This window comes from Pseudomonas sp. JY-Q, from assembly GCF_001655295.1.
In the GTDB taxonomy this organism is placed as follows: domain Bacteria; phylum Pseudomonadota; class Gammaproteobacteria; order Pseudomonadales; family Pseudomonadaceae; genus Aquipseudomonas; species Aquipseudomonas alloputida.
This window is the reverse complement of sequence record NZ_CP011525.1, coordinates 3969524-3994311: the sequence shown is the minus strand read 5'-3', so window position 1 is coordinate 3994311 and position 24788 is coordinate 3969524. Positions and strand designations below refer to the sequence as shown.

The window sequence follows — 24788 nt, the reverse complement described above, 5'->3', positions numbered from 1 at the left end:
TCAACGCTCAATGAGGATTCCCATGCGCGCGATTCGCATGCTGTTGGTTTCTGCCCTTACCCTGGGCTCGGTTACTGCTTATGCCGGTGAGCAAGACGTACAACGCCTGACCCAGTTGTTGGAAAAGTCGCAGACCATCGAGGCCAACTTCTCCCAGCTGACCCTGGGCGCCGATGGCACCAGCCTGCAGGAAACCTCGGGCAAGATGACGGTCAAGCGCCCCGGCCTGTTCTACTGGCACACCGATGCACCGCAGGAGCAGGTGGTGGTGTCGGACGGCAAGAACGTCACCCTGTGGGACCCGGACCTGGAGCAGGCCACCATCAAGAAGCTCGACGTGCGCCTGAACCAGACCCCGGCGCTGCTGCTGTCGGGTGATGTGTCGAAGATCAGCCAGAGCTTCGACATCGCCTCGAAGGAGCAGGGTGAAGTGATGGACTTCACCCTCAAGCCAAAGACCAAGGACACGTTGTTCGACTCGCTGCGCGTGTCGTTCCGCAAAGGCCTGATCAATGACATGCAGCTGATCGACAGCGTCGGCCAGCGCACCAACATTCTGTTCAATGGCGTCAAGGCCAACCAGGCGGTGCCGGACAGCAAGTTCAAGTTCGACATCCCCAAAGGCGCGGACGTGATCAAGGAGTAACCAGAGCTCGCCATGGACCTGTTTCGAAGCGAACCTGTCGCCCAGCCCCTGGCCGCCCGTCTGCGCCCGTCCAGCCTGGATGAGTACGTCGGCCAGGAGCACCTGCTGGCGCGCGGTAAACCGCTGCGCGAAGCGCTGGAACAAGGTGCGCTGCACTCGATGATCTTCTGGGGGCCGCCCGGGGTCGGCAAGACCACGCTGGCGCGGTTGCTGGCGCAGTTCTGCGATGCGCACTTCGAAACGGTGTCGGCGGTGCTGGCCGGGGTGAAAGAGATCCGCCAGGCGGTGGAGGTGGCCAAACAGCAGGCTGGCCAATATGGCCGTCGCACCATCCTGTTCGTTGACGAGGTGCACCGCTTCAACAAGTCGCAGCAGGACGCCTTTTTGCCCTATGTCGAGGACGGCACCCTGCTGTTCATCGGTGCCACCACCGAAAACCCGTCGTTCGAGCTGAACAACGCGCTGCTGTCACGGGCGCGGGTGTATGTGCTCAAGAGCCTGGACGAAGCGGCCTTGCGCAAGCTGGTCAACCGTGCGCTGACGGAAGCGCGTGGCCTGGGCAAGCGCAACCTGCGGGTGGGCGACGACGCCTTCAAGATGCTGATGGCCGCCGCCGACGGCGATGGCCGGCGCATGCTCAACTTCCTTGAGAACGCCTCGGACCTGGCTGAAGACGGCAGCGAGATCGACGTCGAGATGCTACAGAGCCTGCTGGGTGACAGTCGCCGCCGCTTCGACAAAGGCGGCGAGGCGTTTTACGACCAGATATCCGCACTGCACAAGTCGGTGCGCGGCTCCAACCCCGATGGCGCCCTGTACTGGTTTGCACGCATGCTCGACGGCGGCTGCGATCCGTTGTACATCGCCCGCCGCGTGGTGCGCATGGCCAGCGAGGACATCGGCAACGCCGACCCGCGTGCGCTTAGCCTGTGCCTGGCTGCCTGGGATGTGCAGGAGCGCCTTGGCAGCCCCGAGGGCGAGTTGGCGGTGGCACAGGCCATCACCTACCTGGCCTGCGCACCCAAGAGCAACGCGGTGTACGTGGGCTTCAAGACCGCCCTGCGTGAAGCGGCCGAGCATGGTTCGCTGGAGGTGCCGTTGCACCTGCGCAATGCCCCGACCAAGCTGATGAAACAGTTGGGCTATGGCGACGAGTACCGCTATGCCCACGATGAGCCTGACGCCTACGCCGCCGGTGAGGATTACTTCCCCGACGAGCTGGAACCGCGCCAGTACTATCAGCCGGTGCCCCGTGGCCTGGAACTGAAAATTGGCGAGAAGCTGCGCCATCTGGCCGACCTCGACCGCAACAGCCCCCGCCAGCGGAGAAAACCGTGATTGCACTCATCGCCGCGGTCAGCGCGGGTGGTATTGCTGGTACCTTGTTGCGCTTTGCTACCACCAACTGGGTAGCGGCCCACTGGCCACGGCACTTCTATGCCGGTACGCTGGCGGTCAACCTGGTTGGCTGTCTGCTGATCGGCTTGCTCTATGGCTTGTTCTTGCACAAGCCGCTGGCGCCGGTCGAACTGCGCGCCGGCCTGATTGTCGGCTTCCTCGGTGGCCTGACGACCTTTTCCTCCTTCTCGCTCGATACCGTGCGCCTGATGGAAAGCGGGCAAGTGCCCCTTGCCTTGGGCTATACCAGTATCAGCGTAGTGGGCGGGCTGCTCGCAACCTGGGCTGGCCTGTCCCTGACCCGATTCTGAACCAACACCTACATATAACGAGAGAACGATATGCTCGATTCCAAACTGTTACGCGGCCAACTTCAGGAAGTGGCGGATCGCCTGGCCTCCCGTGGCTTCAGCCTGGATGTCGCGCGCATCGAATCACTGGAAGAGCGCCGCAAGGCGGTGCAGACCCGCACCGAACAGCTGCAGGCTGAGCGTAACGCCCGTTCCAAGTCCATCGGCCAGGCCAAGGCCAAGGGTGAAGACATCGCCCCGCTGATGGCGGACGTCGAGCGCATGGCCAACGAACTGGCTGCCGGCAAGGCTGAGCTGGACGCCATTCAGGCCGAGCTGGATAGCATCTTGCTGACCATTCCCAACCTGCCGGACGCCAGCGTGCCAGTCGGCGCCAGTGAAGACGACAACGTCGAAGTGCGCCGTTGGGGCACGCCGAAGGCGTTCGACTTCGAAATCAAGGACCATGTGGCCCTCGGTGAAATCAGCGGTGGCCTGGACTTCGAAGCGGCTGCCAAGCTGTCCGGTGCCCGTTTTGCTGTGCTGCGTGGTCCGGTTGCCCGTCTGCACCGCGCCCTGGCGCAGTTCATGATCAACCTGCACACCGGCGAACATGGCTACGAGGAACACTACACCCCGTACATGGTGCAGGCGCCCGCGCTGCAGGGCACTGGCCAGTTGCCGAAGTTCGAGGAAGACCTGTTCAAGATCACCCGCGAAGGCGAGGCTGACTTCTACCTGATCCCGACCGCCGAAGTGTCGCTGACCAACCTGGTGGCGGGTGAAATCCTCGACGCCAAGCAGCTGCCGCTCAAACTGGTTGCCCACACCCCTTGCTTCCGCAGCGAAGCCGGTGCTTCTGGCCGTGACACCCGCGGCATGATCCGCCAGCACCAGTTTGACAAGGTGGAGATGGTGCAGGTGGTGGAGCCGGCTAAGTCGATGGAAGCCCTGGAAGGCTTGACCGCCAACGCCGAGCGCGTGCTGCAGCTGCTGGAGCTGCCGTACCGCGTGCTGGCCCTGTGCACCGGCGACATGGGCTTTGGCGCCGTGAAAACCTACGACCTGGAAGTGTGGGTACCGAGCCAGGACAAGTACCGCGAAATCAGCTCGTGCTCCAACTGTGGCGACTTCCAGGCACGCCGCATGCAGGCCCGCTGGCGCAACCCGGAAACCGGCAAGCCAGAGCTGGTGCACACGCTCAACGGCTCCGGGCTGGCCGTAGGCCGTACCCTGGTTGCTGTGCTGGAAAACTACCAGCAGGCCGACGGTTCGATCCTGGTGCCGGAAGTGCTGAAGCCTTACATGGGCGGCGTCGAGGTCATCCGCTAAATGGATTACCTGCCGCTGTTCCACAAGCTGCAGGGCGGCCGCGTGCTGGTCGTCGGTGGCGGTGAGATCGCCTTGCGCAAGGCGCGCCTGCTGGCCGATGCCGGCGGTGTGCTGCGCGTGGTGGCGCCGGACGTCGACGGCCAGTTGGCGGCGTTGGCCCGGGAAGGTGGCGGTGAGGTGCTGGTGCGTGGCTATCAGGCAGCCGACCTGGTCGGTTGCCGGTTGGTGATCGCGGCGACCGACGACCCTGGGCTGAATGCCCAGGTGTCGGCTGATGCGCAGGCGCTTAGCGTGCCGGTCAATGTGGTGGATGCGCCGGCCCTGTGCACGGTGATCTTCCCGGCGATCGTAGACCGCTCGCCGCTGGTTATTGCTGTTTCCAGCGGCGGTGACGCCCCGGTACTGGCACGCCTGATTCGCGCCAAGCTCGAGGCATGGATCCCTTCGGCCTATGGTGAACTGGCCGGGCTGGCGGCACGCTTCCGGTACAAGGTCAAATCCCTGTACCCGGACGTCAACCAGCGTCGTGGCTTCTGGGAAACCGTGTTCCAGGGGCCGATCGCCGAGCGTCAGCTGGCCGGGCAGGGTGCTGAAGCCGAACGTCTGTTGCAGGCGATGGTAGACGGCGCACCGGTGCAGCAGGGCGGTGAGGTGTACTTGGTTGGTGCCGGCCCGGGTGATCCGGACTTGCTGACCTTCCGTGCCTTGCGCCTGATGCAGCAGGCCGACGTGGTGCTGTACGACCGCCTGGTTGCACCCGCCATCATCGATATGTGTCGCCGTGATGCCGAGCGTATCTACGTAGGCAAGCGCCGCGCTGATCATTCAGTGCCGCAGGACCAGATCAACCGTCTGTTGGTCGATCTGGCTCGGCAGGGTAAGCGGGTGCTGCGCCTGAAGGGTGGCGACCCGTTCATCTTCGGCCGGGGCGGCGAAGAGATCGAAGAGCTGGCCGAGCATGGCATTCCGTTCCAGGTGGTGCCGGGCATTACCGCGGCCAGCGGTTGCTCGGCGTATGGCGGCATTCCGCTGACTCACCGCGACTATGCCCAGTCGGTGCGCTTCGTCACCGGGCACCTCAAGGACGGCACCAGCAACCTGCCGTGGAATGACCTGGTTGCGCCGGCGCAGACCTTGGTGTTCTACATGGGGTTGGTGGGCTTGCCGACCATCTGTGCCGAGCTGATTCGCCACGGGCGTGCCGCGAGTACCCCGGCGGCGTTGGTGCAGCAGGGGACCACGCGTAATCAGCGCGTGTTCACCGGCACCTTGGCGGACTTGCCAGACCTGGTGGCCCAGCACGAGGTGCATGCGCCGACCCTGGTGATTGTGGGGGAGGTGGTGCAGTTGCGTGACAAGCTGGCCTGGTTCGAAGGTTCGCAGAACAGCTGAAATCGTGGGGGCCGCTTTGTGGCCCATCGCACATGCCCCAGGCATTGCAAGGCCCTTGTGTGTGGGCCTTGTGTCGCGATGGGCTGCAAAGCAGCCCCGGCTTTCTCAAGCCTGCCAAATCCCTTTGCCCACCAACCGCTCTCGATCATGCGGCAAGCCAAAGTCCTGCAAAGGCCCTTTAGGCACAATCCCGTTCGGGTTGATGGTCTTGTGGCTCATGTAATAGTGCTTCTGGATATGCTCCATGTTCACCGTGCCCGCCACCCCGGGCCACTGGTACAGCTCACGCAGCCAGTTCGACAGGTTGTGGTAGTCGCTCAGGCGGCGCAGGTTGCACTTGAAGTGCCCGTGGTACACGGCATCGAAGCGCACCAGTGTAGTGAACAGGCGTACATCAGCCTCGGTCAGGTACTCACCCGCCAGGTAGCGATTGCGGCCTAGCAAGGCTTCCAGGTAATCCAGTTCGTTGAACACGTCGTCGAAGGCAGCCTCGTAAGCGTCTTGCGTGGTAGCAAAGCCTGCGCGGTACACGCCGTTGTTCACCGCGGGGTAGATACGTGCGTTCAGTGCTTCGATGGTCGGGCGCAGCGATGCGGGGTAAAGGTCCAGGGTATTGCCGGTCAGCTCGTTGAATGCGCTGTTGAAAATGCGGATGATTTCTGCCGACTCATTGTTGACGATGCGCTTCTCTTTCTTGTCCCACAGTACAGGCACCGTCACGCGTCCTGTGTAGTGCGGGTCATCCTGGGTGTAGCGCTGGTGCAGGTACTGCAGGGCGTCTAGGTGGTCCCCGCTGGAGCCTTGCTGCTGATCGAAGGTCCAGCCATGGTCCTGCATCAGCCAGCTGACCACCGACACGTCGATCAACGGCTCCAGGCCTTTCAGCGCGCGAAAGATCAGGGTGCGGTGGGCCCACGGGCAGGCCAGCGACACATACAGGTGGTAGCGGCCGGCCTCGGGGGCGGGCAGCTGATTGCGGCGCTGGGCATTCTCACGCTTGAACGTGCCATCCTTGCCGTTTTCATACCACTGGTCGTGCCAGCGGCCGTCGATCAATAGGCCCATTGTGAGCTCCTGAAACAAAGTTGTTTGTCGTTGGAGCCCAGTCTAGGCCAAATCGTTCGAAGAAATAGCGCAAAGATCGCGGTTCTATTATCGGCTAAATCGATCTATTTCGAGTGTCCCAGTAGCCTTGCGCTGTGACGAACGCCTGCTCGCGGTGCTGTCCCAAACCATGCAGGGCCAGCGCCATGGTCGCAATCAGGGCCTTCTCGCCATAACTGTCTTCCACTTCGCCACGCCAGAACGCCAGCAAGTGTTCTGCCTGCAGGCTGGGCGGCTTGACATGGCGACGTTCGCTCAGCGCTGGCCACTCTTCATCCCACGCCTCACCCGCCGTGGTGCCGTAGAGATGGCTGATGACATCGGGATTGACCTCGATTTCGCCGCCATCACCCTTGATCACCACGGCATGGTCGCCCAGCAAGCGGCTGGCCTCGCGGTGCACGGCCTGGTAACCGGGGTGAAAGATGCTCTGCAATCCACAGCGAGCGCCCAGCGGGTTGAGCACTCGCGCCAGCGAGTGGATGGGCGAGCGCAGGCCCAGGGTGTTGCGCAGGTCGATCATGCGTTGCAGCTGCGGCGCCCAGTCGTGCAGCGGGAAGAATGCCAGCTGGTGCTGGTCCAGCGCGTTGCCGACGGCGGCCCAGTCGCGGCACAGCGGAATCTGCAGCGGGTTGAGCAGTTGCTCTGTGTACATACGCCCGGCAGTGTGTGCGCCACCGCCGTGCATCAGGATGCGCACGCCATTGTTGGCCAGGCACTTGGCGGCCAGCAGGTACCAGGGCAGGTGACGCTTCTTGCCGGCGTACGTGGGCCAGTCCAGGTCAACGGCGATGCGCGGCGCCTGCAGGTGGGCGCGCAAGGCCTCGGTGAAGCCGGCCAGCTCTTCGGCGCTTTCTTCCTTGTGCCGCAGCAGCATGAGGAAGGCACCGAGCTGGGTGTCTTCAACCTTGCCTTCCAGCAGCAGGGTCATGGCTGCACGGGCCTCCTCGCGGGTCAGGCCACGCGCGCCGCGCTTGCCTTTGCCGAGAATGCGCACGAATTCGGCGAACGGGTGTTCGGCGGGGGTTTCCAGAGTGAGCGGACGAGGTTCAGTCATATGCAGTTGGTCGGCTTGGGCAGGCCCGCCAGCTTGGCGGCAAGTTTGGCGGGGGTGCCGTTGAACAGGCGGTTAAGGTGCGGGCTGTTGCCCTTTTCAGGGCCCAGCTTGAGGGCTGTGTACTTGATCAGCGGGCGGGTGGCCGGAGACAGCTGGTATTCCTGGTAGAACTGACGGAGCAGTTCGAGGATTTCCCAGTGGTCCGCCGTCAACGGGATACCCTCGCGCTTGGCCAAAGCCTCGGCGGCGTCGTGGGACCAGTCTTGCAGGTCGACCAGGAAGCCATCCTTGTCCAGGGCGATCGCCTGATCGCCAACGGTGAGCGTATTCATAGCCAGCTGTTGACCTTGTCGTATTGCAGCGACAGTTCGACGAACCCGGCGTAGTCCACGGCCTTTGCCAGGTCGTTGCCGACCGCGCGGGCCTGTACATCCTCGTCCAGGGCGAACAGGCGCTGGGCCAGGCCGGCGGCTTGCAGATGGCCATGCGGCTCGCTGCCGCTGCGCAGGGCATACACGGCATCGCCGCACAGCAGCAGGGCATCTTCGGCACCGAGCAGGCGCAGGCAACTGGCCAGGCGCTCGTCGCCAAACGGGGAATGGGCAATTACATGCAGGGTCTTCATCAGAGCGTTATCACCTGGTCGAAACGGGCTATCAGCGCGGTCAGCGCTGCGTCATCGAGCACTTGCACCGGCAGCGCCAGGGTCTCGGCTGCCAGGCCGCGGCGGGCCAGGCTGTGGTTGCAGGCGAACAGTTCTTCGACACCGAACATCGGCAGCGCCTGCAGGTTGGCGGCCAGGTTCTTCTGTTGCACGGCGGCGGGTTGCTGGTCCGGCGCGAGCTGGAACACACCATCGTCGAGGAACAGCATGCCCATCGGCAGGTCGAACGCGCCGCCGGCCAGGGCGATGTCCAGCGCCTCGCGGGCAGAGGGGCCATTCCACGGTGCCTGACGGCTGATGATCAACAAGGACTTGGCCATATCAGTCGCCTCCGAAGCAGACAAGGCGATCGGCCACTTGCGCGGCCTCGTGCAGCTGGCCCAGCCCCGACAGTTCCCAGGGCTTGGGCAGGTTCACGGCTGGGCGCTGGTAGCGGTTGGCCTCGGCTTCGTCGAGCACGCCACGGCGCAGGGCGGCGGCGATACACACCACGGCGTCCAGCTGATGGGTCTGTATGAACGTGCGCCACTGGCCAGCCACGTCCAGTTCGTCCTGGGGGGCGACGACGTTGGCCGAGGCACTGTGCACCCCGTCCTGATAGAAGAACAGTCGGGCAATCTCATGCCCGCCGGCCAGCACCGCCTCGGCGAAGCGCAGGGCGCGTCGCGAAGAGGGCGCATGGGCCGGGGAGAACACCGCGATAGCGAATTTCATGGCTAACTCATGCAAAGGAATGGTGCCATGATAAAGCAAAAAAGCCCGCACCCGCTTGTGCAAGCGGGCGCGGGCTTATCATTCACTCTCCAGGTTCAAGCCTGCTCCTTGCCCTCCGGCAAGAACCAGTTCAGCACCAGCGCACAAATCCCCCCGGTAGCCACGCCCGACTCCAGCACGTTGCGAATCGCCGCCGGCATGTGCGCCAGGAATTCCGGCACCTGCGCCACGCCCAGCCCCAGCGCCAACGACACCGCAATAATCAGCAGCGCCCGACGGTCCAGCCGGGTGCTGGCCAGAATATTGATACCCGACGCCGCAACCGCGCCAAACATGACCATCGCCGCGCCGCCCAGCACCGGCTCCGGCACGGCCTGAATCACCCCGGCAACACTCGGGAACAGACCCAGCAACACCAGCATTACGGCAATCCACATACCGATATGACGGCTGGCAATACCGGTCAGCTGAATCACCCCGTTGTTCTGGGCAAAGATCGAGCTAGGGAAGGTGTTGAACAGACCGGCCAGCAGCGAGTTGGCGCCGTTGACCAGCACGCCCCCCTTGATCCGCTGCATCCACACCGGCCCTTCGACCGGCTGGCGCGACACCTTGCTGGTGGCGGTAACGTCACCGATGGCTTCCAGCGAAGTGACCAGGTAGATCACCAGCATCGGAATGAACAGCGCCCACGAGAAGCCCAGGCCAAAGTGCAGCGGTGTCGGCACCTGGAACAGCGCGGCCTCGTGCATGCCGGTAAAGTCCAGGCGGCCCAGGAAACCGGCCAGCGCATAGCCGACCGCGAGGGCGATGACGATGGCGCAGCTGCGCATCCACACCACCGGGATACGGTTGAGAACGACGATGATCGCCAATACCACGCCCGACATCAGCAGGTTTTCGCCATTGGCAAAGGTGCCATTGGCCATGGCACCAAAGCCGCCTCCCATGCTGATCAGGCCGACCTTGATCAGTGTCAGGCCGATCATCAACACCACGATGCCAGTCACCAGCGGGGTGATCAGGCGTTTGACGAAGGGCAGGATGCGCGACACGCCCATCTCGACGAACGAGCCTGCGATTACTACGCCAAAAATGGCTGCCATTACGCCCTCGACCGGCGTGCCTTGCTTGACCATCAGCGCACCACCGGCAATCAGCGGGCCGACGAAGTTGAAGCTGGTGCCCTGAACGATCAGCAGCCCCGCGCCAAATGGGCCGAAGCGTTTGCACTGGACGAAGGTGGCGATACCCGAGATCACCAGCGACATCGAAACGATCAAATTGGTATCACGTGCAGATACACCCAACGCCTGGCAGATCAGCAGGCCAGGGGTGACGATAGGTACGATGATCGCCAGCAGGTGCTGCAGGGCTGCCAACAGGCCGATCAACAGCCGTGGCTTGTCCTCCAGACCAAGCACCAGTTCATTGGCAGGCGCCGCTGCGCCTGGGCTGTGTTCGTGTGAGCTCATTGCTGAAAGCCGCCCCGGAAGAAAAAAGGAGCGCATTCTACGGGGTGATGAAAGATAGCGGTAGAGAAAAGCAGGATGGCGGCATGATCGGCGACCATTTGCCTGGTTATCTGACTTTTTGGTCAGTTATTGTGATTGCAGGAATAGTTGGCTCGAAACTGATGTAGGAGCGAGCTTGCTCGCGATGCGCTGCGCGGGCGCCGCTCGATCTATCAGGCGCTGAACCTCTTCCGACGAACATCCCGCAGCCCGCCCCATTTCCAGCGCCTACAAAAAAGCCCGCCTAAGCGGGCTTCTTGCGGTACAGCAATCAATCAGTCGTCACGACCCATGATGCCAAACAACTGCAGCAGGCTGACAAACAGGTTGTAGATCGACACATACAGGCTGATGGTCGCCATGATGTAGTTACGCTCGCCGCCATGAATGATCGCGCTGGTCTGGAACAGGATGCAGACCGACGAGAACAGCACGAAGCCAGCGCTGATTGCCAGTTGCAGGCCGCTGATCTGGAAGAAGAAGCTGGCAACGACAGCACCCAGCAGAACGAAGAAACCTGCAGTGATGAAGCCGCTGAGGAAGCTCATGTCCTTGCGGGTGATCAGCACGTAGGCCGACAGACCACCAAATACCAGCGCAGTCATGGCGAACGCGGAGCTCACTACCTCGGCGCCACCGGCCATGCCCAGGTAACGGTTGAGGATCGGGCCGAGGATGAAGCCCATGAAGCCGGTAAGCGCGAAGGTGGACACCAGGCCCCAGGCCGAATCACGCAGTTTGTTGGTAAGGAAGAACAGCCCGTAGAAGCCGATCAGCACCACGAACACGTTCGGGTAGCCGACGCGCATCTGCTGGGCAACGAAAGCCATGACACCGCTGAAGGCGAGAGTAAGCGCCAGCAGGCTGTACGTGTTGCGCAGGACCTTGCTGATCTCCTGCTGCTCGACCTGCTGGCCGTGGTGGACGGCGTAATCCTGTTCGCGCATGGCGACACTCCTTGGTAAACCTGTGGTTTCGGACGTTCAGATGCTAGGAGTCTACCATTGCTACTGCAACCCGCGACACAGAGAGTTTGACAGCGTGTTTCATTAAGGTATTATGGCGGCCGCAAAACGAGCTGGAAGCGTGGCCGAGTGGTTTAACGCAATGGTCTTGAAAGCATCGATGAGCAACTATCCTAGAGCTCTTATCTCAGGTAGTCGCCAGGTTCAGGCTTCAGGACACCCTAGCGGTAGTATCGGGGAATTGGCAGAGTGGTTGAATGCACCGGTCTTGAAAACCGGCGAACGTGAGAGCGTTCCCAGGGTTCGAATCCCTGGTTCCCCGCCAAAATCGTTGAAAAAAGGGCTAGAATGATATCTAGCCCTTTTTTTTAGCTCATTTTTTAAGCCATCGCTATTGACCTGAAGGCACAAGGTGTATAGCAGCTGCGCGCTAATGCACATTTGACTGAGGCCTGGTCTCACACCACGTCAGGCTGCCATGCCTTAAGAAGATAGCCTTCTCTAGTCTGCGCTGTAAAAGCGGTACTTTCTTTTCACAGCTCCTTCAAACCCATCATGCTCAGATCCCAACCCTGCTCAGGCAATAGGTTGTTCAAATGTAGCCCACCCTCTCTATACCGGGCACCGAAAGGGGCTACACGCACTCACCTCTTCACTTTCGCGATGGTGTGAAGTCCATTTCTGAAAAACAGTTTTTCGCGTCGGGAGTTGGTTGGTCATTCCGCACTGTTAGATTTGACGCCAAAGTCATGACCTGTTTTTGCTGGCAGGCGCTATGTCACAGGCTGAAGGTTACACATCAACGGCGAAGGAACTTCACTGGATCAGCGGCATCATTTGGATCGTGGCTTGGGTCATCGGCTTCTTGGCCGTGCACTGGCGAGACGAGTTGAATCCTGCCCACTTTCTGACCTTCCTGCACAAGGCCATGGCAGCACGCTTATTTTCCTGGTGATTCTGCGACTGGCCTGGCGGGTGACTCGTCCTGCCCCAGGGATGCCAGAGACAAGGAGTCGCTCGATGCAGCAAGCAGCGTCAGTGGGGCATTGGCTCCTGTATGGAGTAGCTTTGATCGCACTGCCTGTATCCGGTTGGTACTGGAGTTCGGTTGCGGAGAGGCCAATCATGGTTGCCGGCTTGTTCCCGCTGCCGCCTCTGGTAGATGCTGATGAAGGAATGTATGCCACGGCCAAGGCGATTCACACCTATGTGGGTTGGTTCTGCGGGGTGCTCGTTGTAGGGCATATTGCAGCTGCTCTGAAGCAACATTTCATCGACAGGGACGCCGTACTGAAGGGGATGCTCCCAGGCGGAAATCACTGAAGCAGGAGTGGGCCTGTTTATGGCCGCTCTTCACTGCCTGTGATGCCCTGCAGAGGGACTAGCCATTGCCGGCTTAGTCGGTCGTTCGTATGTCGAGCAGCTTGCGGCTTGTCTGTAGACCGCGCGCTACCCACGGGCGCTAGGATTTGTCGGAGAAATCTTCGGGCGAGGTGTGGTGGAGCCCCACTGGATCCAATCATTCGTTTCTGAAACAAAAAACCTCCCATCATCCGTCAGCTTTTCATGAGGGAAAAACACATTTCCCTTTCGCCTGTTTTTTTTTGCATGTTGCGGGGATAGCCTCCCACTACCAACTACATAAATCTAAAAAAGGTAGATGCTCATGCAACCTGGCGACCATGCCTTGCCTAGCCAAAAATCCAAGATCCTCTGGCGCGTAGCGGCCATCGCAACCATGGGTTCTCTTGCCTTCGGTTACGACACCGGCGTGATCTCGGGTGCTCTCCCATTCATGACCCTCGATCCGAGTGAAGGTGGTCTCGGTCTGACTCCTGTCACTGAAGGCGCGGTTGCATCCTCTTTGATTTTTGGTGGTGCGGTAGGCGCGTTCGCTGCCGGTCACCTTGCAGACCGCTACGGTCGTCTGCTGGTACTGAGGCTCCTCGCGCTTCTGTTCGCCTTCGGCGCTATCGGTAGTGCACTGGCCCCAAGTATTTGGGCCATGATCATGATTCGCTTTGCCTTGGGCATCGCTGTCGGCGGCGCTTCTTCTATCGTTCCTGTATTCATCGCCGAGCTTGCCGGGCCCAAACACCGGGGGAGGCTGGTCTGTCAGAGTGAATTGATGATCGTCTCCGGCCAATGCCTGGCCTACATCTTGAGCGCTCTCCTGGCTCATCTGTTTGAGAACCCAGCTATTTGGCGATACATGCTGGCGATTGCTTTGATCCCCGCTGCCCTGTTGTACATAGGCACGAATTTCGTCCCGACTTCACCTCGTTGGCTGGTGACCAAAGGGCGCGTTGATGAGGCTCGCAAGGTATTGCTGGGCCTGCGCGATACCGAGAAGGAAACTGATGAGGAGGTGAAGGAAATCGTCGAGCAGTGCAGTTACGAGCGCACTCATACCACGATGGTCAGCAAGCTCAGTGAGCCATGGCTGATGAAGCTGCTGCTGGTGGGGATTGGTCTTGGCTTTGTTATCCAAGCGACCGGCGTGAATGCATTCATGTACTACACCCCGAGCATCCTCAAATCCACCGGCATGGGAACCAGTGCTGCCCTGGTAGCTACCATTGGTAATGGTGTGATTTCGGTAATTGCTTGCATGATCGGCATGTGGGCCATCAGTCGCATGGGTCGTCGGCCAATGCTGATCTTGGGGCTGGCGGTTGTTGTCCTGACCCAGATCTTCCTGGGTGTTGTGATCAACTTCATGCCTAGTTCGCTGACGCAGAGCTATCTGGCACTGTCTGGTATCCTCGTGTTCCTCTTCTTCATGCAAATGTGCATCGGCCCTGTCTACTGGGTACTGATGTCGGAAATTTTCCCGACCCACTCTCGCGGCGTCATGAACGGGATCGCGGTGGGACTGTTCTGGATCTTCAATGCCATCGTAGCTTTTGCCTTCCCAATTACCTTGAGCTACTTCGGTGGCATGACCTTCTTCCTGTTCGCTGTGGTTAATGTGTTCTCGATTATTTTCTGTCTGCGCTGTGTTCCAGAGACCAGGGGGCTTTCGCTGGAAGAAATCGAGCGACTCATGGAGCGTCGCTTTGCTGGCAAAAGTGACTCACGTCAAGAAGCAAGCGTTGAAGCCAAAACAAGTATTTCTTGGTAATCCTGCGTAAATAGTTGTACCTGCAGTGGCACTACCTAAGCAGTGGTGTCACTGCATATAACCTCCAGCCAGCTTTGAATTCTTACGCTTAAACCCTCTTGATCATTGCTCGCTTTCAGTGCTTGGCACGTGGAGGTGGGCTCGTTTGCGTGTCGTTCCAGCAGTAGAGCTTCTGCTCATAAGCTCGCACTTCGTAAAATAATAAAAGTACAGTAGGAGAGTATATGCCAGTCGTTTATCTTCACCCGGTTAATCCCCGCGTTCTGCTTGGTGTTACTGTGTTGGGTCTGATTGGTTTGATTTCAGATCATGTAAGGGCGGATGAAAAGTTTGAGGCGTCGAACTACTTGACTGGCGACTGGGGTGGTTTGAGGTCTGAGCTGCATGACAAGGGGGCTGATATCACAGTTGAGTATGTGGGGGAGGCCGCTGCAAATTTGCACGGTGGGTACAATCAGGACAAGACTGCGCGCTACACCGACCAACTCGCCCTGGGGACGACGTTGGATATGAACAAGCTTGCCGGGTGGCAAGGGGCGAAGTTCCAGCTGATGATTACCGAGCGCAGTGGTCGCAACCTAGAGGGTGACCGGATTGGTGATCCCCGCGCAGGCATGCTCAGCTCGACCCAGGAGGTTTATGGGCGTGGGCAGACTTGGCGCCTCACGCAGATGTGGCTGAGTCAGGAGTTTCTGGATGGTGATCTGGATGTGAAATTCGGGCGCTTCGGTGAAGGTGAGGACTTCAACACCTTCCCCTGCGATTTCCAGAACAATGCCTTCTGCGGTGCCCAGGTGGCGAACTGGGCGGGCTCCGTTTGGTACAACTGGCCTGTAAGCCAGTGGGCAGCGCGGGTGAAATACAAGATCACGCCAGAGATCTATGCGCAGGTGGGGGCCTTTGAGGTCAACTCTTCCTACCTTGAGACCGGCAATGGCTTCAAGCTCAGCGGCAGTGGTGCTGAGGGGGCCTTGTTCCCTGTAGAGCTGGTCTGGACGCCGAAGGTAAATGGCCTGTCAGGCGAATATCGAGCTGGGTATTACTACAGCAATGCAAAGGCTGACGATGTCTTCGACGGCGCCGACGGCCAGCCACAGCCGGTCTCAGGCGGGGCATTTCAGAGCCACGGCAGCAAGCACGGCTCTTGGATTGTCATCCAGCAACAGATGACGTCTCGCGGTGGCTCCACTGATCGCGGTCTGTCTGTCTTCTTCAATGCCACGATGCATGATAAGGAAACTAACCTGGTCGACAATTTCGTTCAGGCAGGTGTGTCGTATAAGGGCCCGTTCGACTCACGTCCGAAGGATGACTTCGGCTTTGGGGTCGCACGTATCCACGTCAACCCAGCGGTCGCCAAGCATGCCAGTCTCACCAACCAGCTTGCGGGCATCAACAACTACGACAACCCGGCGTTCATGCCCATACGTGATACCGAATACGATGCGGAGATCTACTACGGATTTGCCGTAACGCCCTGGCTCACCCTGAGACCGAACCTTCAGTACATCCGTCACCCGGGTGGTGTGGATGAGGTCGATAGTGCGGTTGTTGCAGGCTTGAAGATGGCAGTCAAATTCTAAGAATTTGCATAAACCAATAGCCCGGCTCATATGTCGGGCTTTTTTATTTGGTAAGTCGCTAGGGTTGGTTGTTTTGTTAGAAGAATCCATTTAATTTCAGGGAGCATTTTTGCACGGCGAACGTGACGAATCCGCTCAATACGAGCAGAGCTCTGTCAGTCTTTTCTTTAGTTTCTAGCTGAAGCTGCGCATAGAAGAATACCCGCAACAGCCCCTATGCTACCAAGTCCACCACTTAGCTCGGTTCTTAAGTAAGTTGCGATGCAGCACACAAGTGAGAGTGTGCCGAGGATGATCAAGAATTTATTGCTAAAAACTTTGCGACTTGCTCGGAATCCTTTTCTATATTTCGGCCTATTTTATCTGAAGGGTGGAGTACGCCTTTGAGTTTATTCAGGCAAGTGCCCTAGTCTAGGTAGAGGGCAGGCGCCATCTAGCCTTCTATGATGGCGCTTTGCTAGTCGTGGCGTCTAGGTTAGGATTTTGTCGCGTTCGATAATGGAGTGAGGAGCCGTCATTTCATTTGATCCGTGGGCTCGACTCGAGCATTCGTTGCGACCAAAGTGCTCTTGTAAGGGGGCTAAAAGCAAGCTGGATTTTCCTGGCACCTGCTCACTCTGCGTGTGAATAGCCCGTCGTTGCAACGGGCTATCGTGGAGACGTCTTAGCCTACGTAGTCGACTTGGTACCGATGGGTTCGCAGGTTGCCCAGAGCCTCTTTCACGCGGATGTGGGCGGGGTGGGTTGCGTAGTCCTGGAGCGCCTGAACCGACTCGAACTCCGAATACAGCACGACATGGCATGCGTAGTCGATTTTGCTGAAGTCGACACCGATTTCGAGAAGCTTGAGGCCTGGGATCTCGTGTCGGATCGACTCGAACTCGCTCTTCACTTTGTGAATGTTATCGGTGCGTTCTTGTTCACTGTCACCGCGTAAATTCCACATAACAATGTGTTTTACAGGTTGCATTTGGGAGCTCCAGGGAAGGGCAACGCCCGAGCTAAGGCTCGGGCTGGAGTGGATTTTTGTTATCGGGTGACTGGGTTCAGAACAAAGTCAAAGTCGAGAGTGAAGTACGGGGTTTCGACTTTCTCACCGTATGGATCAACGCCAGGCTGATGCTCTACCCAGTCGGCGATGAGTGAAGAGCGGACACCGAATACGGCGTCGGAATCCAGGTACTCACCATGCTCACGGAAGACGTGGGTTACCAGGCGTTCGTGATTCGGCGAGATGATCATGAAGTGCAGATGCGCCGGCCTCCACGGGTGGCGGTCTAGCGCCTGGAGCATTTTGCCTACCGGGCCATCGTGGGGAATCGGGTAGCACTCAGGAACGATGGTTTTGAAGTGGTAGAGGCCTTCGCTATCGGCCTGCAGGACGGCGCGGCCCTGATAGGTTTCTTGGCCGACCTCGGGTTTCTGGACGTCGTAGAAGCCGGCGTCGTCAGCCTGCCATACCTCGATGACAGCGTGAGGCACTGGGTTGCCATCGATGTCTTTAATAGAGCCACGCACATACCATGGCACGCCCGGCAAACCATCGCTGATGTCGGTGCCGAGGTCGTACTGTGGGGCATTCTGCACGTGGAATGGGCCGAACACGGTGGCTTCAGTGCAGCCGTCTGGCTTCTTGTGGTTCTGTGCCGTCACGAGGGTGGACAGGCCAAGCGTGTCCGAGAGAAGGATGAATTCCTGGCGCGTCGGAGAACAGATCTGGCCCACTGCGGTCAGGAATTCGATGCCTTTCTCCCACTCTGGCTCGGTGAGTTTTGTCTCACGAGCGAAGGCGTGGAGGTGCTGAACCAGGCTGGTCATGATCTCGCGCAGGCGCGCGTCATCAGCGTTGGCGTTTCGAGTCAAAACGGCCTGGGTAATAGTGTGTTCGTCCAGATTTCTCATTGGTTGCCCCTGGTTCCTTCATTCTTGTAATCGGCGATGTTGGGGGCTTCCCCAGCATTTTCGAATTGGTGTAACTACGCTAAAGTGCTTCCCAGTGGAATAAAATACTGACAATGAAATTCTTTGTTTCACCCGTGAAAAACTGAGAGGCGTCCCGTGGATCGCTACACCGAGATAGAGCTCTTCGTTCAGACAGCAGAGCTGGGAACGCTGAGCAAGGCCGCTGAAAAATTGGACATCTCCAATGCTGCAGCGAGCCGACACCTGGCAGCGCTCGAGAGTCGGCTTCGAGTGCGTCTGGTCGACCGAAATACTCGGCGCTTAGCGTTGACCAACGCGGGGCATGATTTTTATGGGCGTTGTAAGGCCTTGCTTGCTGAATGGGCTGAGGCCGAAGCATCGGTGAATGCGGCGTTGGTCGAGCCCACCGGTACCCTGACTATCACGGCGACGATTTCCTTCTCCATGCTTCACCTAGCGCCTCTGGTGCCGGCATTTAAGCGTCTGTACCCAGGTATCAAGGTGAAGATCATCGGTGCCAACCGGTACTACGACATCATGGATACGGAGATTGACCTCGCGATTCGTACCCGAGAATTTGAGGCTGACTCCAACATCACGATTCGGCGCTTGGCGGAAACGCGGAGAGTGCTTGCAGCATCCCCGTCATACTTGGCCCAGCGTGGGTATCCAAAAACAGTGGCCGACCTCGAGAATCACGACCTGCTTATCTATAGCCACGCGAACCATCCCAACTCGATGGAGTTCACCAGAGGGGAGGAGAGGGCTTCGGTCAAGATTCAGCCTTCGATGGAGTCGAACGACGGGCAGATAGTTAGAGCTGCGGCGCTTGCCGGTGCAGGGATTTTGGTTCAGCCCAAGTACATCATCTACGACGACTTGGTTGCCGGCAGATTGCTCCCTGTTCTTGATGACTGGGATTTGCCGCGATTGACGATAAACCTTGCCTTCCAGGATCGTCGCTACATGCCTGCGAAGACCCGACTGTTCATCGATTTCCTGCTAGAGCATTTCAAGAAGGAAGGCTACGAGCGGTATTGGACGAGGTAAAAAAAGACCCACTCAACCCCCCGCACGAGGATTGAGTGGGTTAAGGCAAATCCGCAACTTAAACTGGGCGGTTACCTTCATAAGCGTTCTGAAGCAGCTCGCGGATCGCACCACGTTCGATTGGGCGAGGGTTCCAGTAAGGGTTGGCCAGCGCAATTTCAGTAGCGCGATCCATGTCGGCTTCGTTGACGCCCAAGGATTTCAACGCCAGGGGCGCACCCAAGGACTTGGACAGGTCGTACAGCGCTTGGCCTGCCGAGGCAGATTTCCCACCCAGGGCCCGAACGATGCGGGCAGCCGCATCAGGTGCCGCTTCTGAGTTGTAGGAAATAGCGTGCGGCAGCACGATAGTGTGCGTTGGTGCGTGAGGCAGATTGAAGCTGCCGCCCAGGGTGTGGCAGAGCTTGTGGTGGAGCGCCATCCCGACGTTGCCCAGGACGGTGCTGCACAGCCAGGCTCCGTACAGGCAGTCCGAGCGAGCATCCAGATCTTCCGGATTCTCGAGAATCAGTTTCAGGCCTTCGGCCATTGCGCGGATGCCTTCTTCGGCGATCAGCGACATCACAGGGTTGCCGTCCTGCGCATACAAGCCTTCCGCTGCGTGAGCGATGGCGTTCATGCCGCTGGTTACGGACAGCTCAACTGGCAGCGTTGCGGACAACTCTGGATCGTAGATCACGGTTTTCGGCAGGACGCGCACATCCTTGCCAGTCCGCTTAATGCCATTTTCAGTCAGACCATAAACCGAGGTCATCTCTGAGCCGGCATAGGTGGTAGGGATAGCCAGGATTGGGAGACCGGATTCCAGGGCAATTGCTTTACCCAGGCCGGTAGTCGACCCTCCGCCGATAGCAACTGCGCAGTCAGCCCCCAATTCCAGGGCGACCTGGCGAGCCTCTCGAGCAGTTTCAATTGGGACGTGCATGACGGCCTTGTCGAAGATGCCGGCAGCGCGAGAGCCCAAGATGTCAGCGATGCGCTCTGCCTGGCTACGCTGTTCTGGAGTCGAGAGTACCAACGCACGGCGCGATCCCAAGTGATCAATTTCAGCTTCGAGTTGCTGAAGAGAGCCTTTTCCGAAGATGACGCGGGAAGGAAGACCGGTGTAGGTGAAATTCGCGATAGCCACGGGTTCTAGTCCTATTGTTGTTGACTGCAAATGGCAGCAGGCGGAGCGCTGCAGATGAATTACGGTGCGCTATTTGATGGGGGTCGGCTGGTAGGCCAGAAACTTCCACTCGCCACCCAATGACGACCATATGGAAAGAGTGCGGTTATTCAGCGTTTTGTGAGTGCCGCCGGCTACGATCTCACCGGCCATTCGACCGTGCACAATCGCAACGTTGCCGAGGACTTGAATGTTGTCGATGGGGACGTCGAGGTTGAGGTACTGGTAGTAGCCGTCCCTGCACTTGGCCACATAACTCGATAGCGAGTCGACGACACCTGTGGAGTGGGTATAGGTGAGGCCCGGGTGGGAGAGGGTGATAAAGGTGTCGATATCGCCCTCCAGCATGGCGCGATATCGACGACCTTCCAGATCATGAATGTGAGATCTGATCTCTTCGGTGATGTGGATCATGCTGGCTGACCTGAATCTTGTACTTGGTCGGGTCAGCGTATATTTACCGTAATCGGTTAAAAACCGGTTTTCGGGAAATCTTTATTTCACCTGTGAAAAACTGGTCACTTAGTCCAGAGTCGCTCGTAATCATTTTTTCGGAAGCGTTCTGCTAAGGCCTCAATGAAGAGTCGAACCTTTGCGGGCATGTGCCTGCGAGTCTGGAAAGCGATGTTCATCGTCAGGCGAGGTAGATCCCAGTCGTCCAACACCGAGACGAGTTCTCCACGCTCCAGGTGATCCTGCACGATGTATTTCGGCTGGATCAAAATCCCGAGATCATCGAGTGCTGCCTTCAATACAAACTGGCCGTCATTGGCAGAAATGAATGATCTCACATTCACTGTTGCGGTTTCATCACGTCGCTTGAATGGCAGCTCGGTCGGGTTGATCGCATAGTCGTAGACCAGCATCTTGTGGCGGATAAGATCCATCGGATGCTTGGGGATGCCGTTCTTCTCGAGGTAAGCGGGGGAGGCGGCGAGGATCCTACGGGTTTCTGCCAGGCGCCTGATCGTGAGGTTGTTATCTGCTTCGAACTGCCTGGTGCGGATGGCGACGTCTACGTTGTTTTCCATCACGTCCAGGTATCGGTTGGCAGCAATCACGTCGACACTGATCTCGGGGTAGCGCCGAGTGAACTCAGGAAGCAGCGGTTCGATGTGGAGCAGGCAGAATGAAAGGGAGGCAGTAACCCGGAGCACACCACGTGGCTGCACTACCGCGTCCCTGGCCACGCTCTCGGCTTCTTTCAGGTCTGCCATCACAGACCTGGTGCGCCTGTAGAACTCCTCTCCCACCTCGGTGAGTGACAGTTGCCTTGTTGTGCGCTGCACAAGGCGAACACCCAACCTCGTTTCCAAAGCGATTAGGTGCCGGCTTGCCGCAGAGACAGATAATCCAAGTCGCTCGGCTGCCTTGCTGATGCTGCCTGCCTCGGCCACTTGGATAAAAAACTCGACTTCTTTGAACGGATCCACGCGATTCTCCCGCTAGGTGGGAAGCTGTATCCCGATCTTACGGGTTTTTTCCTTCCATGGGAGAAATTAGACTCACCTCAACGTCACAAAAACAAGAATTGGTACAAACCATGAGACGCCAAGCCCAAGCTTCGTGCACTTCATATTTTCGCGGTCAGCCATTCCGAGGCTTCCGCTCGTCCTTCTTGTTGCTCGACCTCAACAACTTTCATCTTCCTGAACGCCTTACCCAGCTTCCCGTGGGCGGTATTCACCTGGATGGAGCTTCGTGCTTCGCGAACACCGTTCGCTTTTCTCTCGTAATTTGAGTGATTCGACATGCCTAGTAATCAAGTTGATCTGATCGCCTCCTACTGGACTATCGCAGGTGACACCTACCCAGGTGCGCAGAGTGAAATCAGTCCTTACACCTTGCAGGAACGCGCCGAAGCAGCTTCCAAAGCCGGCTGGCGGGGCATGGGGTTGGTGTACTCCGACATCGTTCACTCCATCGAAAAACTTGGGCTGCCAACCGTTCGCCAGATTTTCCAAGACAACGGCATGAAGCACCTGGAGGTCGAGTTCCTGATCGACTGGCACCTGGCTTGCGAGCGTCGTTCGGTGTCGGATCGTATGTGCAAAGAGCTGCTCGACATCGCTGCAGATGTCGGCGCCACTCGCCTGAAATGTGCGGCAGGGCTCTTTGAAGAGGGCGATGTAGATGTGCCTCTGATGCGTGATTCGTTCGCAATCCTGTGCGACAAGGCTGCTGAGTACAACGTCAACGTAGCTATCGAGTTTCTGCCGTTCTCCAGCGTTAACACCATCGATAAGGCGCTGGCTGTATCCGAAGGCGTTCGCCCTAACGGTGGCCTGATGGTCGATAGCTGGCACATCGCTCGTGGTGGTATGGGCTTTGATGAGATCAGCAAGATTCCTCTTGAGCTGATCAAAGGCGTCGAGATCGATGACGCTGACCTGGCGTTGGTCGGTGATGTGTTCAACGACTCCACCCACCACCGTAAATGCTGCGGTGAGGGGCAGCTGGATCTCCCGCACTTCGTTCAGGCAATTCTCGACACCGGCTATCGCGGCCCATGGGGTGTGGAGCTCATCTCGGCTGAGCTGCGCAAGCTGCCCTTGGATGTCGTGGCCAAGCGTGCCTTCGACTCGACGATGGCCCAATTCGTACACGCGCGTTTCTGAGCCCGCGTTTAACCATCACTTTAAGAACAACGAGGAATTCATCATGGTTGGAATTGCAGTTCTGGGCGCAGGCCGTATCGGCAAAATTCACGCAGCCAATGTTGCCGCAAACCCAAATGCTCGTCTGATCGCTGTGGCCGATCCCTATGCTTCCGCAGCTCAGTCCCTGGCCGGCGCTCTGGGTGCTGACGCGATGACCGATTGCGAAGCCGCAATCGACCGCAATGACGTTGACGCCATCGTCATCGGTACCCCAACCAATACCCACATCCAGCTGATGATGCGTGCGGTTCGCCAGGGTAAAGCTGTTCTGTGCGAAAAGCCGATTGATCTGGACCTGCTGAAAAGCCAAGCAGCCGTCGAAGAAATCGAAGGCCTGAACGGTCGCGTCATGCTGGCCTTCAACCGCCGTTTTGAAACCACCTTCGCAGCGATGCGTGAAGCGATCATCGCCGGTGAAATCGGTGAAGTGCGCCAGGTCATCATCTCCAGCCGCGACCCTGGCCTTGCTCCAGAAGATTACATTCAACACAGCGGCGGTATCTTCCGCGACATGACCATCCATGACCTGGATATCGGTCGCTGGCTGCTGGGTGAAGAGCCGGTGGAAATCACCGCCATGGGTAGCCGTTTGGTCGACTCCCCCCTGATGGAAAAGTACGACGACTACGACACCGCGATGGTGCACATGAAGACCGCCAGCGGTAAGCAGTGCCATATCAACAACTGCCGTCAGGCCGTTTACGGCTACGACCAGCGTATCGAAGTCTTTGGCTCCAAAGGCATGCTGCTCCAAGACAACCTGCGCCCAACCACCATGCGCCGCTGGACTCAGGAAGCAACTGACTCCCGTGAGCCGCTGCTGAACTTCTTCCTGGAGCGCTACCAGCAGGCCTACAAGTCCGAACTGGACGCCTTTGTTGCAGCTCTGGTGCAAGAGAAGCCGCTGCCGGTTACTCCGTTTGACGGCCTCCAGGCCCTGCGCCTGGCTGATGCTTGTGTCGAGTCCGTAAGCACTGGTCGCGCTGTAAAGCTTTGATTGACGACGGGCGCCTTCGGGCGCCCGATTTCGTGAGATAGGAGAACAACAATGTCGCTGAATCTGAATGGCAAACCACTGGGCGTCGCTTGCCTGGGTATTACCCACCCGCATACTTCGGGACGCGTCAAAGCCTTCAAGCGTATCCCAGGCGTTCGCTTCCTCGGCGCCTATGACGACAGCCCGCTGCTGCAGCCGTTCGTTGATGCGCTTGAGCTCGAGGCTCGCACCAAGGACGAAATCCTGGCCGACCCTGATGTTCACGTAGTGCTGGTTCACCCGAAGAGCTACCTGATGGCCGACTGGGCAATTGAAGCTCTGGAAGCAGGTAAGGCTGTGCTGTGTGAGAAACCAGCTGGTCGTGGGCCGCAGGACACCCAGCGCATCGTCGAGGCCGTTGAGCGTACCGGTGGTCTGTTCCAGGTCGGCTACTGCTGGAGGTTCGCTCCTTCGGTGGAAAAAATGCAGAAGGTTCTCGAGAGCGGAGAGATCGGCAAGGTACTTCAAGTACGTGCCCACGCCGGCTGCTCCCATGATGAAGCTGATACCAACCACATGAAGCAGCCAGGTGACCGTGGCGGTGCGTTCTATGTGATTGGTTGCCACACCATCGACCGGATCCTCCTGCACTTCGGCATGCCGCGCTCCGTGAACGCCCGCATTAGCAAGTTCGCTGGCCAGATGAGCGATTCTGCTCGTGAAGATGCGGCTGCCGCTGTTCTGAACTACGACGACAAGATGGTCACCATCGACTTCATGTCGTGGGATCCGATGCCGTGGACTGAAACCTGGGACATCACTGCCTACGGTACCCATGGTGTGATGCATTCCACTCCAATGCCGGCGTCCTACAAGCTGTACCACGACGGCAAAAATGGCCATCCGCAAGGTTGGACTCACTGGAATGAAACCAGCTTCCCCGAAATCTGGGCGGTACGCAAAACCGTGTACTCCCCCGAGATCGCTGAAATCGGTAATCCGGTGTACTTCGACCGTGAAGCTGCGGCGTTCGTCCAGGCCTTGCAGAACGGTACACCGTCGCAAGTGCCAGCTAGCCAGGCTCACAACATCAACATCCTGCTGGAGGCAATTTTTGAGTCCTCCGATAAAGCAGGTCAGGAAGTTAAGCTCGGCTAAGTAGTTACTCGCTCCACCTTGCTGTACCGCCCCCGCAATGGGGGCGGTTCTGAGTAAAAAGAAAAATAAT

27 protein-coding genes and 1 tRNA gene are annotated in these 24788 nt (G+C 58.6%); 15 read left to right on the top strand and 13 right to left on the bottom strand.

Annotation, left to right across the window (positions count from 1 at the left end; all coding sequences use genetic code 11):
- The first annotated feature begins 22 nt into the window (after positions 1-22).
- The 5 genes from lolA to cysG are packed head-to-tail and all read left to right on the top strand — an operon-like array spanning position 23 to position 5058.
- Positions 23-646: an outer membrane lipoprotein chaperone LolA gene (gene lolA, locus AA098_RS18210; RefSeq protein WP_003251209.1), complete on the top strand. Its 624-nt coding sequence runs from the start codon at positions 23-25 to the stop codon at positions 644-646.
- A gap of 12 nt (positions 647-658) precedes the next feature.
- Entirely contained in the window at positions 659-1984 is a 1326-nt protein-coding gene (locus AA098_RS18205; protein ID WP_003251207.1) for a replication-associated recombination protein A, read from the top strand.
- Positions 1981-2355 carry a fluoride efflux transporter CrcB gene (gene crcB, locus AA098_RS18200; protein WP_003251205.1) on the top strand — a complete coding sequence of 125 codons (375 nt, stop codon included), beginning with the start codon at positions 1981-1983 and terminating at the stop codon, positions 2353-2355. The genes AA098_RS18205 and crcB overlap by 4 nt, the downstream gene beginning before the upstream one ends.
- A gap of 30 nt (positions 2356-2385) precedes the next feature.
- Positions 2386-3666, top strand: coding sequence for a serine--tRNA ligase (gene serS, locus AA098_RS18195; protein WP_014859311.1), 1281 nt, complete (start codon positions 2386-2388; stop codon positions 3664-3666).
- Positions 3667-5058, top strand: a complete 1392-nt coding sequence (cysG, locus tag AA098_RS18190; RefSeq protein WP_064614860.1) for a siroheme synthase CysG — start codon at positions 3667-3669, stop codon at positions 5056-5058. It begins immediately after the preceding gene.
- Between the two features lie 105 nt (positions 5059-5163).
- On the opposite strand, the gene AA098_RS18185 is transcribed toward cysG, so the two are convergent.
- From AA098_RS18185 to AA098_RS18155, 7 genes are all read right to left on the bottom strand, one after another.
- Positions 5164-6123, bottom strand: a complete 960-nt coding sequence (locus AA098_RS18185) for a glutathione S-transferase family protein (protein ID WP_004576098.1) — start codon at positions 6121-6123, stop codon at positions 5164-5166.
- 94 nt (positions 6124-6217) lie between these two features.
- Positions 6218-7219: a glycosyl transferase family protein gene (locus AA098_RS18180; protein WP_064614859.1), complete on the bottom strand. Its 1002-nt coding sequence runs from the start codon at positions 7217-7219 to the stop codon at positions 6218-6220.
- The gene (locus AA098_RS18175; protein ID WP_003251195.1) at positions 7216-7551 is read right to left on the bottom strand and encodes a TusE/DsrC/DsvC family sulfur relay protein; all 336 of its coding nucleotides are present in this window, start codon (positions 7549-7551) and stop codon (positions 7216-7218) included. Before AA098_RS18175 ends, AA098_RS18180 begins: the two co-directional genes overlap by 4 nt.
- Positions 7548-7844: a sulfurtransferase complex subunit TusB gene (gene tusB / locus AA098_RS18170; protein WP_003251193.1), complete on the bottom strand. Its 297-nt coding sequence runs from the start codon at positions 7842-7844 to the stop codon at positions 7548-7550. Before tusB ends, AA098_RS18175 begins: the two co-directional genes overlap by 4 nt.
- Positions 7844-8203, bottom strand: a complete 360-nt coding sequence (tusC, locus tag AA098_RS18165) for a sulfurtransferase complex subunit TusC (protein WP_003251191.1) — start codon at positions 8201-8203, stop codon at positions 7844-7846. Before tusC ends, tusB begins: the two co-directional genes overlap by 1 nt.
- 1 nt (position 8204) lies before the next feature.
- The gene (gene tusD / locus AA098_RS18160) at positions 8205-8597 is read right to left on the bottom strand and encodes a sulfurtransferase complex subunit TusD (RefSeq protein ID WP_003251188.1); all 393 of its coding nucleotides are present in this window, start codon (positions 8595-8597) and stop codon (positions 8205-8207) included.
- Positions 8598-8692: 95 nt separating this feature from the next.
- Positions 8693-10072, bottom strand: a complete 1380-nt coding sequence (locus AA098_RS18155; RefSeq protein WP_003251186.1) for a nucleobase:cation symporter-2 family protein — start codon at positions 10070-10072, stop codon at positions 8693-8695.
- Between AA098_RS18155 and AA098_RS29570 the strand changes: the two genes are divergently transcribed.
- Entirely contained in the window at positions 10063-10239 is a 177-nt protein-coding gene (locus tag AA098_RS29570) for a hypothetical protein (protein WP_162996115.1), read from the top strand. The genes AA098_RS18155 and AA098_RS29570 overlap by 10 nt on opposite strands.
- A 147-nt stretch (positions 10240-10386) precedes the next feature.
- On the opposite strand, the gene AA098_RS18150 is transcribed toward AA098_RS29570, so the two are convergent.
- A complete protein-coding gene (locus tag AA098_RS18150) occupies positions 10387-11058 on the bottom strand; it encodes a Bax inhibitor-1/YccA family protein (protein ID WP_003251184.1) in 672 nt (223 codons plus the stop codon).
- A gap of 253 nt (positions 11059-11311) precedes the next feature.
- Here AA098_RS18150 and AA098_RS18145 point away from each other — a divergent pair.
- The 5 genes from AA098_RS18145 to AA098_RS18130 all read left to right on the top strand — a co-directional run bounded on the left by AA098_RS18145 (position 11312) and on the right by AA098_RS18130 (position 15783).
- A tRNA-Ser gene (locus AA098_RS18145) sits at positions 11312-11401 on the top strand.
- Positions 11402-11851: 450 nt separating this feature from the next.
- Complete coding sequence (locus AA098_RS29885) at positions 11852-12031, top strand: hypothetical protein (protein ID WP_004576100.1); 180 nt, start codon at positions 11852-11854, stop codon at positions 12029-12031.
- Entirely contained in the window at positions 12028-12399 is a 372-nt protein-coding gene (locus AA098_RS29880) for a cytochrome b (RefSeq protein WP_306300675.1), read from the top strand. The genes AA098_RS29885 and AA098_RS29880 overlap by 4 nt, the downstream gene beginning before the upstream one ends.
- Positions 12400-12736: 337 nt before the next feature.
- Complete coding sequence (locus AA098_RS18135) at positions 12737-14200, top strand: sugar porter family MFS transporter (protein ID WP_033726603.1); 1464 nt, start codon at positions 12737-12739, stop codon at positions 14198-14200.
- A 224-nt stretch (positions 14201-14424) separates the two neighbouring features.
- Positions 14425-15783, top strand: a complete 1359-nt coding sequence (locus tag AA098_RS18130) for a carbohydrate porin (protein WP_064614858.1) — start codon at positions 14425-14427, stop codon at positions 15781-15783.
- A 664-nt stretch (positions 15784-16447) separates the two neighbouring features.
- Here the strand turns inward: AA098_RS18130 and AA098_RS18125 are convergent.
- The gene (locus AA098_RS18125; protein ID WP_004576104.1) at positions 16448-16753 is read right to left on the bottom strand and encodes a Dabb family protein; all 306 of its coding nucleotides are present in this window, start codon (positions 16751-16753) and stop codon (positions 16448-16450) included.
- 59 nt (positions 16754-16812) lie between these two features.
- On the bottom strand, positions 16813-17685 hold the full coding sequence (locus AA098_RS18120) for an intradiol ring-cleavage dioxygenase (RefSeq protein ID WP_054888882.1): 873 nt from the start codon (positions 17683-17685) through the stop codon (positions 16813-16815).
- A gap of 156 nt (positions 17686-17841) precedes the next feature.
- On the opposite strand from AA098_RS18120, the gene AA098_RS18115 reads away from it, so the two are divergent.
- Positions 17842-18756, top strand: a complete 915-nt coding sequence (locus tag AA098_RS18115) for a LysR family transcriptional regulator (protein WP_004576106.1) — start codon at positions 17842-17844, stop codon at positions 18754-18756.
- A gap of 58 nt (positions 18757-18814) precedes the next feature.
- Here the strand turns inward: AA098_RS18115 and AA098_RS18110 are convergent, their stop codons facing one another.
- From AA098_RS18110 to AA098_RS18100, 3 genes are all read right to left on the bottom strand, one after another.
- Entirely contained in the window at positions 18815-19879 is a 1065-nt protein-coding gene (locus AA098_RS18110) for a maleylacetate reductase (protein WP_371044591.1), read from the bottom strand.
- A gap of 75 nt (positions 19880-19954) precedes the next feature.
- The gene (locus AA098_RS18105; RefSeq protein ID WP_054888883.1) at positions 19955-20338 is read right to left on the bottom strand and encodes a nuclear transport factor 2 family protein; all 384 of its coding nucleotides are present in this window, start codon (positions 20336-20338) and stop codon (positions 19955-19957) included.
- Positions 20339-20442: 104 nt separating this feature from the next.
- Positions 20443-21357, bottom strand: a complete 915-nt coding sequence (locus tag AA098_RS18100; protein ID WP_004576110.1) for a LysR family transcriptional regulator — start codon at positions 21355-21357, stop codon at positions 20443-20445.
- A 318-nt stretch (positions 21358-21675) separates the two neighbouring features.
- On the opposite strand from AA098_RS18100, the gene AA098_RS18090 reads away from it, so the two are divergent.
- Genes AA098_RS18090 through AA098_RS18080 form a run of 3 tightly spaced genes read left to right on the top strand, consistent with a single transcriptional unit; the run spans position 21676 to position 24718 of the window.
- Positions 21676-22542: a sugar phosphate isomerase/epimerase gene (locus tag AA098_RS18090; RefSeq protein ID WP_004576111.1), complete on the top strand. Its 867-nt coding sequence runs from the start codon at positions 21676-21678 to the stop codon at positions 22540-22542.
- A gap of 43 nt (positions 22543-22585) precedes the next feature.
- Positions 22586-23581 (top strand): inositol 2-dehydrogenase, encoded by a 996-nt coding sequence (gene iolG / locus AA098_RS18085; protein ID WP_004576112.1) that lies wholly within the window; start codon positions 22586-22588, stop codon positions 23579-23581.
- Between the two features lie 51 nt (positions 23582-23632).
- Positions 23633-24718 (top strand): Gfo/Idh/MocA family protein, encoded by a 1086-nt coding sequence (locus AA098_RS18080; protein ID WP_004576113.1) that lies wholly within the window; start codon positions 23633-23635, stop codon positions 24716-24718.
- Positions 24719-24788: the final 70 nt, after the last annotated feature.

Excerpts from the sequence above, each read along its gene's own strand:
- serS (WP_014859311.1), top strand. The coding sequence starts at position 2,386 with ATGCTCGATTCCAAACTGTTACGCGGCCAACTTCAGGAAGTGGCGGAT.
- AA098_RS18130 (WP_064614858.1), top strand. The coding sequence starts at position 14,425 with ATGCCAGTCGTTTATCTTCACCCGGTTAATCCCCGCGTTCTGCTTGGT.
- tusB (WP_003251193.1), bottom strand. The coding sequence starts at position 7,844 with ATGAAGACCCTGCATGTAATTGCCCATTCCCCGTTTGGCGACGAGCGC.
- AA098_RS18180 (WP_064614859.1), bottom strand. The coding sequence starts at position 7,219 with ATGACTGAACCTCGTCCGCTCACTCTGGAAACCCCCGCCGAACACCCG.
- cysG (WP_064614860.1), top strand. The coding sequence starts at position 3,667 with ATGGATTACCTGCCGCTGTTCCACAAGCTGCAGGGCGGCCGCGTGCTG.
- AA098_RS18090 (WP_004576111.1), top strand. The coding sequence starts at position 21,676 with ATGCCTAGTAATCAAGTTGATCTGATCGCCTCCTACTGGACTATCGCA.
- AA098_RS29885 (WP_004576100.1), top strand. The coding sequence starts at position 11,852 with ATGTCACAGGCTGAAGGTTACACATCAACGGCGAAGGAACTTCACTGG.
- AA098_RS18185 (WP_004576098.1), bottom strand. The coding sequence starts at position 6,123 with ATGGGCCTATTGATCGACGGCCGCTGGCACGACCAGTGGTATGAAAAC.
- tusD (WP_003251188.1), bottom strand. The coding sequence starts at position 8,597 with ATGAAATTCGCTATCGCGGTGTTCTCCCCGGCCCATGCGCCCTCTTCG.
- lolA (WP_003251209.1), top strand. The coding sequence starts at position 23 with ATGCGCGCGATTCGCATGCTGTTGGTTTCTGCCCTTACCCTGGGCTCG.
- iolG (WP_004576112.1), top strand. The coding sequence starts at position 22,586 with ATGGTTGGAATTGCAGTTCTGGGCGCAGGCCGTATCGGCAAAATTCAC.
- AA098_RS18150 (WP_003251184.1), bottom strand. The coding sequence starts at position 11,058 with ATGCGCGAACAGGATTACGCCGTCCACCACGGCCAGCAGGTCGAGCAG.
- AA098_RS18175 (WP_003251195.1), bottom strand. The coding sequence starts at position 7,551 with ATGAATACGCTCACCGTTGGCGATCAGGCGATCGCCCTGGACAAGGAT.
- AA098_RS18125 (WP_004576104.1), bottom strand. The coding sequence starts at position 16,753 with ATGCAACCTGTAAAACACATTGTTATGTGGAATTTACGCGGTGACAGT.
- AA098_RS18155 (WP_003251186.1), bottom strand. The coding sequence starts at position 10,072 with ATGAGCTCACACGAACACAGCCCAGGCGCAGCGGCGCCTGCCAATGAA.
- AA098_RS18105 (WP_054888883.1), bottom strand. The coding sequence starts at position 20,338 with ATGATCCACATCACCGAAGAGATCAGATCTCACATTCATGATCTGGAA.
- AA098_RS18120 (WP_054888882.1), bottom strand. The coding sequence starts at position 17,685 with ATGAGAAATCTGGACGAACACACTATTACCCAGGCCGTTTTGACTCGA.
- tusC (WP_003251191.1), bottom strand. The coding sequence starts at position 8,203 with ATGGCCAAGTCCTTGTTGATCATCAGCCGTCAGGCACCGTGGAATGGC.
- AA098_RS18135 (WP_033726603.1), top strand. The coding sequence starts at position 12,737 with ATGCTCATGCAACCTGGCGACCATGCCTTGCCTAGCCAAAAATCCAAG.
- AA098_RS18205 (WP_003251207.1), top strand. The coding sequence starts at position 659 with ATGGACCTGTTTCGAAGCGAACCTGTCGCCCAGCCCCTGGCCGCCCGT.
- AA098_RS18080 (WP_004576113.1), top strand. The coding sequence starts at position 23,633 with ATGTCGCTGAATCTGAATGGCAAACCACTGGGCGTCGCTTGCCTGGGT.